The sequence below is a fragment of the Mesorhizobium sp. AA23 genome (assembly GCF_001672435.1).
Classification (GTDB): domain Bacteria; phylum Pseudomonadota; class Alphaproteobacteria; order Rhizobiales; family Rhizobiaceae; genus Mesorhizobium.
Window position 1 is genome coordinate 112,277 of the sequence record NZ_LYTP01000031.1, and the last position, 14,406, is coordinate 126,682.

Genomic DNA, 14,406 nt, shown 5'->3' on the forward strand with positions numbered 1-14,406 from the left:
CTGTCTATTGCGGCGTCATCTTGTGCAGCCTGGTGATCGTGACCTGGCGCGGGGCGTTCCCCAACTGCGGCACCGCGATGCGCCGATGGACGGTGTCCATCACATAGCCGGCCTCGGTGATCCTCTTGAAGATGACGGAAGCCGGTTCCTCGTCATCCGCGAGCACAAGCACCGCGGGCTCGCGGATCGATTTGGCGAAATCGGGTATCTCGTCGTCGAGCACGATGAGATCGGGATCGACGAGGCGGAGATTGCCGATCCAGAACCAACTCGAGACCACAGTGCCGACCGGTCCGTCGGCTGTCAGCTGACGATGGAGCGAAGCGTAGTCCATGCGCACGATGCTGCCGCGGTTATCGCCGCCGTGGACCTGCATGTACCAGCTTACCGGAAGCACCAGGATGGCCATCACGGCGCCGACGAAGACGATTGTAGCCTGCGTCTTCCTGCCCCTTTCCCCCATCGCGTCCAGCCGCATGGCAATGGCGACCGGCAACAGCACGAATACGGGCAGCATCCAGCGATCGCGAAACTGTGTGATGCCTCCCGCCAGCACCACCACGAGCGTGATCAGCAAGGCGAAGCCTATCGCTCGCCAGACCAGCGTCTCTGGCCACGGTGCGGCCTCGGGCGGTGGTGCGGATTGCTTGCGCGCCAGGAAAAACGCGACGGCAAAGATCGTGGCCGGCAGCCCGGCGAAATTGAGTATCGCATTGCCCAAGCCGCGGATGCCGCGAGACAGGGTCTTTGCCGCGCTGCCCCCCTCGGCGACGCCCAGGCCACCGCTGTGCGCCAGCAGGTCTCCCAGATGCGTGAGGCTCCAGTAGAATGTGGGCAGGCAGGCGAGGATCGCCACAACCACACTGATCAGGAAACGGCGATCGAAGATCGCCTCACGTGTTTCGCGGACGGACAGCGCCGCGAGGAACAGCGCAGCGAGAAAGATCACCTCATTGTATTTCGACAGCATTGCGGCAGCCGTCGCCAAGCCAAGCAGCACATAGGCGGTAGTCGAGCGCCGTTTCTGCAACTCGGCGATCACCAGCAGCAGCAGCGATGAAAAGCAAAAAACCGCGACCGAGTGGGTGAGGGCATGCTGCATCTCCCATACGATCTGTGGAAACAGCAGCAGGCCGAACATGGCGGCGGTCGCCGCGCGGGCCGTGTAGCCCAGGCGGCGCACTGTGGCGAAGGACGCGACCAATCCACCGGCCAGCAGCGTGTATTTGACGATCTTGAGCGCGAGAATGCTGGTTCCAACCAGCGAGGCCGTGAGGATGCCGAACCAGGTGTATAAAGGCGGCTGCGAGCCGCCATAGCCGGCCGCGAGGAAGCGCATCGCCATCAACTGTTCGGCGTCGTCGACGCCGACGCCAGTGCCCACGAAATGGGACGAGAGCGGCATCACCAGGATCTGGACCAGGCAATAGGCAAGTGCAAACGCGATTGCGGCACTGAAAGGACCGACCCGTTCATCGCAGAGCCAGTCGGTCCATTTCTCCAGCTGCCGCAAGGGTCGTCTTCTCATCTGATGCATTGGTGGCCGGTTGCTATATAGCCGGCCACCAACACGATCCGAAAGCGGTACATTGCGGCTTCCTGGAATCAGGTGCGCATCTTCTCGCCGCTCGGGTCGAAGGGCGGTTCGACGTTGATGCGGGCCGGGCGGCGGTGGCCGAGGATCTCGATCTCGAACAGGCCGGCGCTCTCGTCCTCGGCAAGGGCCGCCGGCACATAGCCCTGCGCCATCGACTTTTGCACGTAGTGCGCATAGCCGCCCGAGGTCACCCAGCCGACAACGCGCCACTCGCCATCGACGATGCCGCGCACGGCCGAAGCGCCTTCGGCGGCTTCGGAGCCGCGCACTTCCTTACCCGTCTCGTCGAAGCGCGGCGCGCCGTAGCCATGCGGTTTCTCCACCGTGCCATAATCCTTGCTGACCTTGGCCCAGATCGGCTCGTCGCCCATCACGTCGGCGTCCGCAGCATCGACGATGAAGGAGACGCGGCGCAGCTTCGGCCCTTGCGCCTGCTCCCTGGCAGCCGCCTCGCGGCCAATGAAGTCGTTCTTCTCCAGCTTGATGAAGCGGTCCATCGAGCCTTCGAACGGCCCGTAGATCGGACGCAACTCGCGGAACCAGGTAGGGAAGTTCTTTTCGAGACGCATCGACAGCAGTGCGCGCATGCCGAAATCGACGAGGCCGAATTCCTCGCCTGCTTCCTTGATCGTCTTGTAGACGAGGCGCTGATAGGCGGGGGCCATCCAGATCTCGTAGCCGAGGTCGCCGGTATAGGTGATGCGGTTGACCATGCAGGGCGCGCCGCCGACCGCCATCTCGCGGAAGTCCATGAAGCGGAAGGCCTTGGTCGAGACGTCGACGTCCACGAGTTTCTGCAGCAAATTCCGCGCGCTCGGTCCGGCGATCGACAGGCCGACCAGCGTCTGGTCAAAGCGGTGGATGCGCACAGAACCATCCTTGGGCAGGTGCTTCTCGAACCAGCGCATATGGTATTTCTGCGCGGCTGAAGAGCCCCAGATCATGAAACGGTCCTCACCGGTCTTGGCGATGGTGAAGTCGCCGATCAGCCTGCCGAACTCGTTGACCATCGGGGTGAGCACAATGCGGCCGGTCTTCGGCATCCGGTTGGTCATCAGCCGGTTGAGGAAATCCTCGGCGCCCGGCCCGGAAACTTCGTACTTGGCAAAGTTGGCGATCTCGGTGACGCCGACCCGCTCGCGCGTCGCGCGAACTTCCTCGCCGATCGGGCCGAAATCGTTGGAGCGGTGGAAGGAGACGATGTCCTTTGGCTCGGTGCCCTTGGGCGCGAACCAGAGCGGGGTTTCCAGTCCCCACGAGTCGCCCATGACCGCATTGTTGGCGAGCATCGTGTCGTAGAGCGGCGTCGTCTGCGCCGGCCGGGCGGCCGGCAGTTCCTCGTTCGGGAAGCGGATCGAGAAGCGCCGCGAATAGTTCTCGCGCACCTTGGCGTTGGTGTAGCGCAGCGTCGCCCATTCGCCGAAGCGGGCGACATCCATTCCCCAGACGTCGAAGCCCGGATCGCCGTGCACCATCCAGTTGGACAGCGCCAGGCCGACGCCGCCGCCCTGGCTGAAGCCGGCCATGACGGCGCAGGCGCACCAGAAGTTGGTCAGGCCCTGGACCGGGCCGACCAGCGGGTTGCCGTCGAGCGCGAAGGTGAAGGGGCCGTTGACGATCTGCTTGATGCCGGCCTTCTCGATGCCGGGGAAATGCTTGAAGCCGATCTCCAGCGACGGCGCGATGCGATCGATGTCGGGCGGCAGGAGTTCATGCCCGAAATCCCAGGGCGTGTTGACCGGCGACCACGGCTTGCAGGCCTTTTCATAGGTGCCGAGCAGGATGCCGTTGCGCTCCTGGCGGGTGTAAATTTCGCCCTTGAAGTCGAGCACGCCGATCATCTCGCGGCCGGTCGATCTGTTGAATTCCTCGACCTCCGGCATCGGCTCGGTGAGCAGGTACATGTGCTCCATCGCCAGCACCGGCAGCTCGACGCCGACCATGCGGCCGATCTCGCGCGCCCACAGGCCGCCGCAATTGACGACATGCTCGGCTTTCACCGTGCCTTGCTCGGTGACGACGTTCCAGGTGCCGTCGGCTTCTTGCGTCAGCTCGACGACGCGGTTGCGCAGCACGATCTCGGCGCCGAGTTTTCGCGCGGCCTTGGCGTAGGCGTGGGTCGTGCCGGAGGGGTCGAGATGGCCTTCGACGGGATCCCACATGGCGCCGACGAAATTCTTCTCGTCCATCAGCGGGAACATCGCCTTGGCTTCCGAGGGCGTGATCAGCTCGGTATCCATGCCGAGATAGCGGCCCTTGGCATGGGCGAGCCGCAGGAAGTCCATGCGCTCGGGGGTATCGGCCATCATCACGCCGCCGGTCAGATGCAGCGAGCAGGACTGGCCGGAAAGCTCCTCGATCTCCTTGTAGAGCTGGACGGTATAGGCCTGCAGCTTGGCGACGTTCGGGTCGCCGTTCAGCGTGTGGAAGCCGCCCGCCGCGTGCCACGACGAGCCGGAGGTCAGCTCCGAGCGCTCGATCAGCATTATGTCGGTCCAGCCGGCCTTGGCGAGGTGGTAGAGCACCGAGCAGCCGACGACACCGCCGCCGATGACAACCGCTTTAACATGGGATTTCATGAAGATAGGTCCGTTTTTGCAGAGACTGAAACGAGTGAGCGGGGCGTGAAAACAAAGCGGAGATCGGATACCGCGATGTTCTCGGCCAGCCTGCCATCAAGGGCGGCAAGGATGGTTTCACAGACGGAAGCGCGATGCTTCAGGACGTCATGGTTCCAGAAACGCAGGATCGAATAGCCTTGAGCCCGCATGAAGGTGTCGCGGCGGCGGTCATATGAACTGTCGGCGTGTTGGTGTCCATCAACCTCGACTACCAGCCAGCGCTCGCGGCAAGCGAAGTCCACGAAATAAGGATCGATGGAGAACTGGCGCGTAAAGCGATAGCCGCCAAGCCTGCGCGCCTTTAGTTCAAGCCAAAGCAGCGCCTCCGCTTGATTGCCAGCTTGCCGCAGATTTCTTGCTCGCTGGGTTGTGCCTTGTTTGCGGCGGCTTCGCGTTTGAGCAGCGCCTTCCCCCGATCCGTCGCCGCTTCGCGGCGACACCTCTCCCCCCTCCGAAGGGAGAGGAAGGGCGCCAACTGGAATCGCCTCGCGCCTTTCCTCTCCCCCGTCGATCGGGGGAGAGGTGTCGAGCGAAGCTCGACGGAGTGGGGGTCGACTGTTCGCTAGATCCGCTTGAGCTTGCTGCTGCTTCGTCGTCCCTATTTTGCGGCGACTTCGCGTTTCAGGAACGGCTTCCCCCACTCCGTCGCCGCGTCGCGGCGCCACCTCTCGCCCCTCCGGAGGGAGAGGAAGGGCGCCAACTGGAGTCGCCTCGCGCCTTTCCTCTCCCCCGGGTCGACTGTTCACTAAATCCGATTGATTGCCTGCTTGCTGCTGCTTCGTCGTCCCTATTTTGCGGCGACTTCGCGTTTCACGAACGGCTTCCCCCACTCCGTCGCCGCTTCGCGGCGCCACCTCTCCCCCCTCCGGAGGGAGAGGAAGGGCGCCAGCTGGAATCGCCTCGTGCCTTTCCTCTCCCCCGTCGATCGGGGGACAGGTATCGAGCGAAGCTCGACGGGGTGGGGGTCGACTGTTCATTCGACTAAAACAAGTGATCAAAAGTCGGTCGGCGCGCCGCCTTCGGCGCGGCGCTTCTCGACGAAGTCGTTGAGTTCCTCGCGGATGGCAGGGTCCATATAGGGCTCTTCGTATGCCGCGAGGCGCTCCTTCCACACCTTGTTGGTGCGTTCCAGCGCCGTCGGCGAGCCCGCCTCGGTCCAGGTCTCGAAATTGCGCCAGTCGGAGACGATCGGCGAGTAGAAGGCTGTCTTGTAGCGCTCCTGCGTGTGCTGGGTGCCGAAGAAATGGCCGCCCGGGCCGACCGACTGGATGGCGTCGAAGCCGAGCGCGTCTTCGGAGAGATCGAGCGGGGTGAGAAATTCGGCCACCATCTGCAGGAGGTCGATGTCGAGGATGGTCTTTTCGTAGGAGCAGCGCAGGCCGCCTTCCAGCCAGCCGGCGCCGTGCATCATCAGATTGCCGCCGCCCTGGATGGCGCCCCAGAGCGAAAAGACGCTTTCATAGGCAGCCTGAGCGTCGACCGTGTTGGCGGCGCAGGTGTTGGAGGTCCGGTAGGGGATATTGTAACGGCGGGCAAGCTGGCCGCCGGCGAGCTGCGCCTTCATGTATTCGGGCGTGCCGAAGGCCGGTGCGCCCGACTTCATGTCGACATTGGAGGTGAAGCCGCCATAGCCGACCGGCGCGCCCTTCTTCACCATCTGGGCAAAGGCGATGCCGGAGAGCGCCTCGGCATTCTGCTGCACCAGCGCGCCGGCGATGGTGACGGGCGCCATGGCGCCGGAGAGCGTGAACGGCGTGACGATCACCGCCTGGCCCATGCTGGCCATCTGGATGATGCCTTCCATCATCGGCACGTCGAGCTTGAGCGGCGAATTGGTGTTGATGATGGTGAAGACCGACGGCTCCTCCATCAGCTGCTCGCGGCTGACGCCGCGCGCGATGCGGGCGATCTCGATGCCGTCGACATTGCGTTCCTTGCCGAGCGAATAGATGTGGAAGACCTTGTCGGTCAGCGTGGCGAGGTCGCGGATGCATTCGAGATGCCGGACCGAGGGATGGATGTCGATCGGCTCGACCGGATAGCCGCCGGTGCACTGCAGGATGTTGTGCATCTGCGCCAGGCGCAGGAAATTGCGGTAGTCGACCTGGTTGCCGGGGCGGCGGCCGCGGTCGAGGTCGGAGCAGTTCGGCGCCGAGGCCATCATCGACAGGATGACGTTGTTGCCGCCGAAGCGCAGATTGTGCGCCGGGTTGCGGGCGTGCAGCGTGAACTCCGGCGGACAGTACGCGATGAGCTCGAGGATCATGTCGCTGTCGAAGCGAACGCGCTCGCTGCCTTCGCGAACGTCGGCGCCATGCGCCTTCATGATGCGGCGGGCTTCGTCATGCAGCACGTCGACGCCGATCTCCTTCAAAACGCGCAGCGAGGCGAGGTGGATCGATTCCAGTTCGTCGTCGGACACCAGCCTGGTGGGCACCAGCGGGTTCTTAAGCTGCCGGAACGGCGGCTGCTCGAAGGCTGCCGATCCGCCGGCGCGTTTGCCAGCACGGCCGCCGCGGCGGGCGCGATCTGTTGCCAATGCCGGTTCGGCGGGATGAAGGGCGGCAGTCATGAGAGGCCTCGTGGGGATGCGAAAGTGGTCGGCATAATGGACCGGCGGCAATGCTGCCGGTAAGGAGGCGGCGACCACTAGGGCGAGGGAAGCGACATGACGGAAGGGCAGATTGGCCCGCCGAATTGCCGCCGCCAAAGCATTCCCTGCCGGCGTTCCTGACAAGGATTGGCTGGAACATGCGCCCTTGCCGTCAGTTGGCCCTTACGGCTGTCGCCGGCAGCGGCTAAGCCTCCGTTGAATGGAGCAGGAATGATGGCTCTGGCGAAATCAGAGACCGGCGAGACGGTGCAGTGGGCCGCGATTACCGGCGTGATCGCGACCGTGTCGGTGTTCGCCATCGCGCAGGGGCTTTCCTATCCGCTGCTGAGCTTCATCCTGCAGCGTCAGGGCGTGTCGCCGGCGGTGATCGGCCTGTCGGCCGCGATGACGCCGGTCGGTTTCATCCTGTCCTCGCCGCTGATCCCGGGGCTGGCGCGCCGGTTCGGAGCGGGGCGGACTGCGCTCATCTGCGCCGGGCTCTCGGCCCTGGTGCTGGCGCTGATCGGCTGGACCCAGGACGTCTATTTGTGGTTCCCACTGCGCTTCCTGGTCGGCGTGGTCACCAATCCGCTTTATGTGCTCAGCGAAATCTGGGTGATCGCGCTGGCGCCGCCGTCGCGGCGCGGGCGCGTCATGGGCATCTATTCGACCATCATCTCGGCTGGGTTCGCGGCCGGACCGCTCTGCCTGCTGGCGGTCGGCACGGAGGGTTGGCCGCCTTTTCTGGTCGGCATCTTTGCTTTTCTTTTCTGCGGCGCCTGCCTGGCGGTCGTGGTGAAACGTCTGCCTAGGGTCGACGAGGCAGGTGAAAAAGTTTCTGTGCTGGGCTTCATGCCGCTCGCCTGGCTGCTCCTGTCGGCGGTCGTCGCCGCCGCCGGTTTCGAGCAGTCGGTGCTGGCGCTGCTTCCCGTCTATGGCACCCACTTCGACATTCCCGAGACGCGCATGTCGGCGCTGCTGTCGACGATGATCGCCGGCAACATCGCCATGCAGGTGCCGCTCGGCCTGCTCGCCGAAAGACTGACGGCGCGCCTCGTGCGATTCGGCTGTGTCTCGGTGACGGTTCTTGGCTGCGCGCTCTTGCCGGCGCTCATCGAGACGCCGCTGATCTGGCCTTGCGTCTTCATCTGGGGCGCGGTGTCCTACGGGATCTATACGATGTCGATCATCGAGCTCGGCGAGCGTTTTACCGGCTCGGCGCTGGTCGCGGGCAATGCCTCCTTCTCCTTGATGTGGGGCGTCGGTGGCATCCTCGTGCCGCCGCTGACCGGCGGTGTGATGGACCTGATCGGCGCCGCAGGGCTTCCGGTGACGCTCGGCGCGATCTGCGCGGCGCTGGCTGTAGCCACCGTCATTCGCCGGCGGGTGATGTAGGGCCGGCTGGCTGAGCGCAGGCAGCGCTGCTCTTGAATGTTGGCACGGCGAACGCGATGTAGGCAGGGCCGCCAGACCCGGAGACCAGCATGACCAGCCCGATGACCCAAACCCAGCCTGAATTGCCGGTCGAGGATCCTTTCCTGTGGCTGGAGGATCGCAACGGCAAGGAAGCGCTTGAGTGGGTCCATCGCCAGAATGCGACGACTGTCGCCGAACTGCAGGGCGATCCATCCTATCAGGCGGCATTCGAGACCGCGCTCGACCTGATGACGGCCGAGGACAATATCCCGGTCGGATCGGCGCTCGCCGGTTACGTCTACAATTTTTGGCAGGACAAGACCAACGCGCTGGGCTTGTGGCGCCGCACGACGGTCGCCTCCTACAAGACCGACAAGCCGGAATGGGAAACGATCCTCGATTTCGATCAGCTCTCGGCCAAGGAAGGCGTGAAATGGGTGTTCGGCGGCGCGAGCCGGCTCTATCCCGATTTCGACCGCTGCCTGCTGTTCATGTCGCCGGACGGCGGCGACGCCAGCGAGATGCGCGAGTTCGACATTGCGACCAAATCCTTCGTCGAGGACGGGTTTCGGGCACCGGCTTCGAAGTCGGGGTTTTCCTGGCTGGACAGGGATACGGTGATCGTCTCGGCGGCTTTCGAGGACGAGGACAAAACTCAGTCAGGCTATCCGCGGGTGATCAAGCTCTGGCGGCGCGGCACGAAGCTGGAGGAGGCGACGCCGATCTTCGAGGGCGAAAAAAATCATCTCGCGGTCGGCGGCGGCGTGGAGTTCGATGGCGACAAGAAACATGTCATGCTCGGCAAGACCATCGACTTCTTCACCTCGCACAGTTTTCTCCGGCTGGCTTCGGGCGAGAACCGGCGCATCCCGCTGCCCGACGACGCGACCGACACCGCGATCTTCAAGGGAGAGCTCGTCTTTGGCGTCCGCAGCCCGTGGACGGCGCCGGACGGCACGCGCTGCCTGCCGGATGGGCTCTATTCCGTGGATTTCGACCGCTGGATTGAAACCGGTTCGTTCGAGCCGGTCGAGACGCTGCTCAAACCGGAGCACCGCGTTTCAATCGCAGGTCTCTCGAGGACGCAGGACCGGCTGTTCATCAACCTGATGGACAATGTGCGCGGCAAGGTCGTCGTTTGCGACCGCACCGGCAATGGCTGGTCGGTGAAGCCGGTCGACCTGCCCGACAACGGCAATGTCGGCATCAGCCATGCCGAGCATTTCGGCTCCAGCGTCTCCTTCTCCTTCACCGATTTCCTGACGCCGAGCTCGATCATTTGGTCGGACGACAATGGCGACTCGCTTCAAACCGTGAAATCGCAGCCGGCGCGCTTCGATGCATCGCCCTATGTTTCGGAGCAGTTCGAGGCGCGCTCGAAGGACGGTACGATGATCCCGTATTTCGTCGTCAGGCGGCGCGACCAGACGGGACCGGTGCCGGCGCTGCTCTATGGCTATGGCGGCTTCGAAGTACCGCTCTTGCCCGGCTATGCCGGTATCCGCGGCAGGCTCTGGCTGGACAAGGGCCATGCCTATGTGCAGGCCAATATCCGCGGCGGCGGCGAGTTCGGCCCGGCCTGGCATCAGGCGGCGCTCAAGGGCAAGCGCCAGAAAGCGTTCGATGATTTCGCCGCGGTCGCCGAGGATGTGGTCAGGCGCGGCATCACCACGGCGGCACAACTCGGCATCCAGGGCGGCTCGAATGGCGGCCTGCTGACCGGCGTCTCGCTGACGCAGCGTCCGGAGCTGTTCGGCGCCGTCATCATCGACGTGCCGCTGCTCGACATGCTGCGCTACACCGAACTGCCGCCCGGTGCCTCGTGGATGGCGGAATATGGCGATCCGTCAAAGCCGGAGGAGGCTGCATGGCTCGCCGCCTATTCACCCTATCAGCGTGTGGCGACCAGTGCCGTTTATCCGCCGGTGCTGCTGATGACCTCGACCGCGGACGACCGCGTCCATCCGGGGCATGCGCGCAAGATGGCGGCGCGGCTGCAGGCCGCCGGTCACGGCAAGACGCTGTTCTTCGAGGAGACCGAAGGCGGCCATGGCGGGCGCGGCGATCGCCGGCCCCAGGCCGCGCAAACGGCGATGCGCTACCTCTTTCTGCAGCGCACGCTTGCCGGTCCAGCTTGAATTGCTGGCCGTTGGCGGCTTAAGGTGCCGCCATGGTCCGCATCAGCACATCAGGCGCCTTCGGGGTCGCGGTGACGCCGTCACCGCGCACGCTGCGCGCCGAGCTTTTGCGGCTGTGCGCCCGCATCGGCTATTCGCCGCCCCGTTTCCTCTGACGAATCCGCCCCGGCCACCGCCGGATTGATTCAAGAGGAAAGACAAAACCCATGACCTATCAGAATTATTCGCTGAAGCAGCTTCAGCAGATCGATGCCGCGCATCACCTTCATCCCTTCACCGACCATAAGGAACTGCGTGAAGCGGGCTCTCGCATCATCACCCACGCCAAAGGGCCGTTCATCTATGATTCCGACGGAACGGAAATCCTCGACGGCATGGCGGGCCTCTGGTGCGTCAATGTCGGTTACGGCCGCGACGAACTGGCGGAGGCCGCCTGCGCCCAGATGAAGGAGCTGCCCTACTACAACTCCTTCTTCAAGTGTTCGACGCCTACACCGGTGCTGCTGTCGCAGAAGCTGGCGGAACTGGCGCCGGAGCATGTCGGTCAGGTCTTCTACGGCTCGTCCGGCTCCGAGGCCAACGACACAGCGCTGCGGCTCGTGCGCCACTATTGGGCGCTCGAAGGCAAGCCTGAGAAGAACCGGATCATCTCGCGCAAGATGGCCTATCACGGCTCGACGATCGCCGGCACCTCGCTCGGCGGCATGGAGCCCATGCACAAGCAGCTCGGCGGCGCGGTGCCGAACATCGTCCATGTGATGATGCCCTATGCCTATGAGCTCGCGCTGGCCGGCGAAAGCGACCACGATTTCGGCCTGCGCGCCGCCAAGGCCGTCGAGGACGCCATCCTCGAAGCCGGCGCCGACAAGGTCGCCGCCTTTATCGGCGAGCCGGTGATGGGTGCGGGCGGTGTGAAAATCCCGCCGATCAGCTACTGGCCGGAGGTGCAGCGCATCTGCCGCAAATACGATGTGCTCTTGATGCTCGACGAGGTGATTACCGGCTATGGCCGCACCGGCGAATGGTTCGCGGCGCAGACCTTTGACGTCCAGCCCGACACCATCACCACCGCCAAGGCGCTGACCTCCGGCTACCAGCCGCTGTCGGCGCTCCTGGTCGGCGACCGCATCAGCAGGACGCTCGTCGAAAAGGGCGGCGAGTTCTACCACGGCTACACCTATTCCGGTCACCCGGTCGCGTGCGCGGTGGCCCTGAAGAACCTGGAGATCATTGAACGGGAAGGTCTGGTCGAGCGCGTCAGGACCGACACCGGTCCCTATTTCGCGCAGGCGCTGCAGGAGCGCATCGCCGGCCACAGGCTGGTCGGCGAGGTGCGCTCGATCGGTCTTATGGGTGCGATAGAGATCGTCAAGGACAAGGCGACCAAGGAACGATACCTGCCGTCGGGAAGTGCGGCGGTCGTCGTGCGCGATCACGCGATCTCGCAGGGCATGATGCTGCGCGCCACCGGCGACACGATGATACTGTCGCCGCCGCTGATCTGGACGCGCGACACCATCGACATGGCCTGCGAGCGCATCGCCAAGGCGCTCGACCTTGCGGAGGCGGATTTGCGGAAGCGCTGAGAAAACACAGCCGGGCGCCCTTGCTGGAGGGTGCCCGGCGACCCGAATCTGCAGCGAAGCCTTGCCCAGACGCAAAAACCGCGTCCCAGAAGGGAACGCGGCTTTGCCAGATACGCATGGCGTTTCGCTACTCGAGACCTGCGAAACTTACGGGCTCCGGTACGCGAGACCTGATCCGGAGCGCCGGGCGGTTGCGATGTCCGCCTCGCAGTCCGTTTTAAAGGCACATCGTTACCGGTGAGTTAGCGAGACCTTAAGCAAATCTAAATTTGCCGGATTTCTGTCGAAAAAATTTGCTAATAACCCTTTGCAAGCAGCTGCTTAGGTTTGATCGCCGCGCAGGAAATTTATGATGCCGGAAAAGTCGGCGCCTGCGTTGCCCTGCGCATTGAACAGAGCGTAGAGCTGCGTCGCCTCGGCGCCCAGGGGCGTCACGGCGCCGGCGCTTTGCGCGGCTTCCTGCGACAATTTCAGGTCCTTGAGCATGAGGGCGGCAGCAAAACCCGGCTTGTAGTCGCGGTTGGCGGGCGACGCCGGAACAGGGCCGGGCACCGGGCAGTAAGTGGTCAGTGACCAGCACTGGCCGGAGGAGGTGGAGGCGACGTCGAACAGCGCCTGGTGCGACAGGCCGAGTTTCTCGGCGAGCACAAAGGCTTCGGCGACGCCGATCATCGAAATGCCGAGAATCATGTTGTTGCAGATCTTGGCGGCCTGGCCGGCGCCGTCACCGCCGCAATGAACGATGCGGCCGGCCATCGGCTTCAGGATCGGCTCGGCAGAGGCGAATGCTGCATCCGACCCGCCGGCCATGAAAGTGAGCGTGCCGGCGGTGGCGCCGCCGGTGCCGCCGGACACAGGCGCGTCGATCGAAGGCAAGCCGTGCCTGGCGGCAATGGCGTGAGCCTTGCGTGCCGATTCGACATCGATGGTCGAGGAATCGATCAGCAAGGCGCCTTTCTTCGCCTTGGGCGCGATGTCCTCGTAGACCGACAACACATGCTTGCCGGCGGGAAGCATGGTGATCACCACGTCGGCGTCCTTCACCGCGGCGACGGCATTGGCCATGACGGTGACGCCATGCTCTTTTGCGATCGTGAGGTTCTCCGGCACGAGGTCGAAGCCTTGCACCGCATACCCCGCCTTTACGAGGTTGGCAGCCATTGGGTTGCCCATATTGCCAATTCCGATGAAGGCGATCGTTGCCATCGTTGTCTCCCGAAATTTGCTGCTTCAGCGGCCGATCAGCGTTCGCGCGATGATGACGCGCATGATCTCGTTGGTGCCTTCGAGGATCTGGTGGACGCGCAGATCACGCACCAGCTTCTCGATGCCGTAATCGTGCAGATAGCCGTAGCCGCCATGCAACTGCAGCGCCTCGTTGGCGATGTCGAAGCCGATGTCGGTGACGAAGCGCTTGGCCATCGCCGACCATTTGCCGGCATCCGGCGCCTTGCGATCGAGCTTCGAGGCGGCGGCATAGAGGAAGATGCGGGCCGCCTGCAGCTCCGTCTCCATGTCGGCCAGCCTGAACTGCAGGGCCTGGAACTGGTTGATCTTCGATCCGAAGGCCTTGCGCTCGCTCGTGTAGGCGAGCGCCTTGTCGAGCGCCGACTGCGCGCCGCCCAGCGAGCAGGCGGCGATGTTGAGCCGGCCGCCGTCGAGCCCGGCCATGGCGATGCCGAAGCCCGCGCCTTCGGTGGCAAGCAGGTTCTCGGCCGGCACCTTGCAATCCTCGAAGATGACCTGGCGGGTCGACTGCATATGCCAACCCATCTTGTGCTCATCGGCGCCGAAGGAGAGGCCGGGCGCATCCTTGGGCACCACCAGGGTCGAAATGCCTTTGGGCCCGTCGCCGCCGGTGCGCGCCATGACGACATAGAGGTCGCTGTCGCCAGCGCCGGAGATGAACTGCTTGGCGCCGTTCAAGACATAGTCGCCGCCGCTCCTCACCGCTCTCGTCTTCAAGGCGGCGGCATCGGAGCCGGAGCCGGGCTCGGTCAGGCAATAGCTCGCCAGCCATTCCATGGAGGTCAGCTTCGGCAGGAAGCGCCGGCGTTGCTCGTCGCTGCCGAAGCGGTCGATCATCGACGCCGCCATGTTGTGGATGGAGATGAAGGAGGAGAAGGCCGGATCGGCATGCGCCAGCGCCTCGAAGATCAGCACCGCATCCAGCCGACCGAGCGCCGAGCCGCCGACATCGTCGCGGACATAGATGCCGCCCAGGCCGAGCGGCCCGGTCTCGCGGATCACGTCGGCCGGAAAGTGCTTTGCCCGGTCCCAGTCGAGCGCGTTCGGCGCGACCCGATCGGCCGCGAAGGCCTCAGCCATCTCCTTCATGGCGCGCTGTTGCTCGGTGAGTTCGAATTGGCCAGTGCCCGCATCGACTGCCGCGTCCATGGCGTGCTCCCTGTCGTTTCAGGCCTTGTGGCCTGTCGTTTTTGGCTTTGCGCAGCGA

At 64.3% G+C, this 14,406-nt stretch carries 10 protein-coding genes; 4 read left to right on the forward strand and 6 right to left on the reverse strand.

Going from position 1 to position 14,406, the window contains the following annotated elements; all coding sequences use genetic code 11:
• Window positions 1-4 precede the first annotated feature (4 nt).
• From A9K66_RS26150 to A9K66_RS26165, 4 genes are all read right to left on the reverse strand, one after another.
• Window positions 5-1,513: a glycosyltransferase family 39 protein gene (locus tag A9K66_RS26150; RefSeq protein WP_197507523.1), complete on the reverse strand. Its 1,509-nt coding sequence runs from the start codon at window positions 1,511-1,513 to the stop codon at window positions 5-7.
• A gap of 92 nt (window positions 1,514-1,605) precedes the next feature.
• The gene (locus A9K66_RS26155; RefSeq protein WP_067329350.1) at window positions 1,606-4,176 is read right to left on the reverse strand and encodes an FAD-dependent oxidoreductase; all 2,571 of its coding nucleotides are present in this window, start codon (window positions 4,174-4,176) and stop codon (window positions 1,606-1,608) included.
• Window positions 4,173-4,658 (reverse strand): DUF559 domain-containing protein, encoded by a 486-nt coding sequence (locus A9K66_RS26160; RefSeq protein WP_082954097.1) that lies wholly within the window; start codon window positions 4,656-4,658, stop codon window positions 4,173-4,175. The genes A9K66_RS26155 and A9K66_RS26160 overlap by 4 nt, the downstream gene beginning before the upstream one ends.
• A 554-nt stretch (window positions 4,659-5,212) precedes the next feature.
• Window positions 5,213-6,790 carry a trimethylamine methyltransferase family protein gene (locus A9K66_RS26165; RefSeq protein WP_066999726.1) on the reverse strand — a complete coding sequence of 526 codons (1,578 nt, stop codon included), beginning with the start codon at window positions 6,788-6,790 and terminating at the stop codon, window positions 5,213-5,215.
• 255 nt (window positions 6,791-7,045) lie between these two features.
• Here A9K66_RS26165 and A9K66_RS26170 point away from each other — a divergent pair, with 255 nt between their 5' ends.
• From A9K66_RS26170 to A9K66_RS26185, 4 genes are all read left to right on the forward strand, one after another.
• Entirely contained in the window at window positions 7,046-8,206 is a 1,161-nt protein-coding gene (locus A9K66_RS26170) for an MFS transporter (protein WP_067329632.1), read from the forward strand.
• 89 nt (window positions 8,207-8,295) lie between these two features.
• Window positions 8,296-10,365: a prolyl oligopeptidase family protein gene (locus A9K66_RS26175; RefSeq protein ID WP_067329353.1), complete on the forward strand. Its 2,070-nt coding sequence runs from the start codon at window positions 8,296-8,298 to the stop codon at window positions 10,363-10,365.
• 32 nt (window positions 10,366-10,397) lie between these two features.
• Complete coding sequence (locus A9K66_RS26180; RefSeq protein WP_066999731.1) at window positions 10,398-10,520, forward strand: capsid protein; 123 nt, start codon at window positions 10,398-10,400, stop codon at window positions 10,518-10,520.
• Between the two features lie 51 nt (window positions 10,521-10,571).
• The gene (locus tag A9K66_RS26185) at window positions 10,572-11,951 is read left to right on the forward strand and encodes an aspartate aminotransferase family protein (RefSeq protein WP_067329356.1); all 1,380 of its coding nucleotides are present in this window, start codon (window positions 10,572-10,574) and stop codon (window positions 11,949-11,951) included.
• A gap of 321 nt (window positions 11,952-12,272) precedes the next feature.
• On the opposite strand, the gene mmsB is transcribed toward A9K66_RS26185, so the two are convergent.
• Entirely contained in the window at window positions 12,273-13,157 is an 885-nt protein-coding gene (mmsB, locus tag A9K66_RS26190; RefSeq protein WP_067329360.1) for a 3-hydroxyisobutyrate dehydrogenase, read from the reverse strand.
• Window positions 13,158-13,181: 24 nt separating this feature from the next.
• Complete coding sequence (locus A9K66_RS26195; protein WP_067329363.1) at window positions 13,182-14,348, reverse strand: isobutyryl-CoA dehydrogenase; 1,167 nt, start codon at window positions 14,346-14,348, stop codon at window positions 13,182-13,184.
• Window positions 14,349-14,406 lie beyond the last annotated feature (58 nt).

What these genes read in the sequence shown, in the direction of transcription:
- mmsB (WP_067329360.1), bottom strand. Translation starts at nt 13,157, where the DNA reads ATGGCAACGATCGCCTTCATCGGAATTGGCAATATGGGCAACCCAATG.
- A9K66_RS26195 (WP_067329363.1), bottom strand. Translation starts at nt 14,348, where the DNA reads ATGGACGCGGCAGTCGATGCGGGCACTGGCCAATTCGAACTCACCGAG.
- A9K66_RS26155 (WP_067329350.1), bottom strand. Translation starts at nt 4,176, where the DNA reads ATGAAATCCCATGTTAAAGCGGTTGTCATCGGCGGCGGTGTCGTCGGC.
- A9K66_RS26185 (WP_067329356.1), top strand. Translation starts at nt 10,572, where the DNA reads ATGACCTATCAGAATTATTCGCTGAAGCAGCTTCAGCAGATCGATGCC.
- A9K66_RS26165 (WP_066999726.1), bottom strand. Translation starts at nt 6,790, where the DNA reads ATGACTGCCGCCCTTCATCCCGCCGAACCGGCATTGGCAACAGATCGC.
- A9K66_RS26180 (WP_066999731.1), top strand. Translation starts at nt 10,398, where the DNA reads ATGGTCCGCATCAGCACATCAGGCGCCTTCGGGGTCGCGGTGACGCCG.
- A9K66_RS26175 (WP_067329353.1), top strand. Translation starts at nt 8,296, where the DNA reads ATGACCAGCCCGATGACCCAAACCCAGCCTGAATTGCCGGTCGAGGAT.
- A9K66_RS26170 (WP_067329632.1), top strand. Translation starts at nt 7,046, where the DNA reads ATGGCTCTGGCGAAATCAGAGACCGGCGAGACGGTGCAGTGGGCCGCG.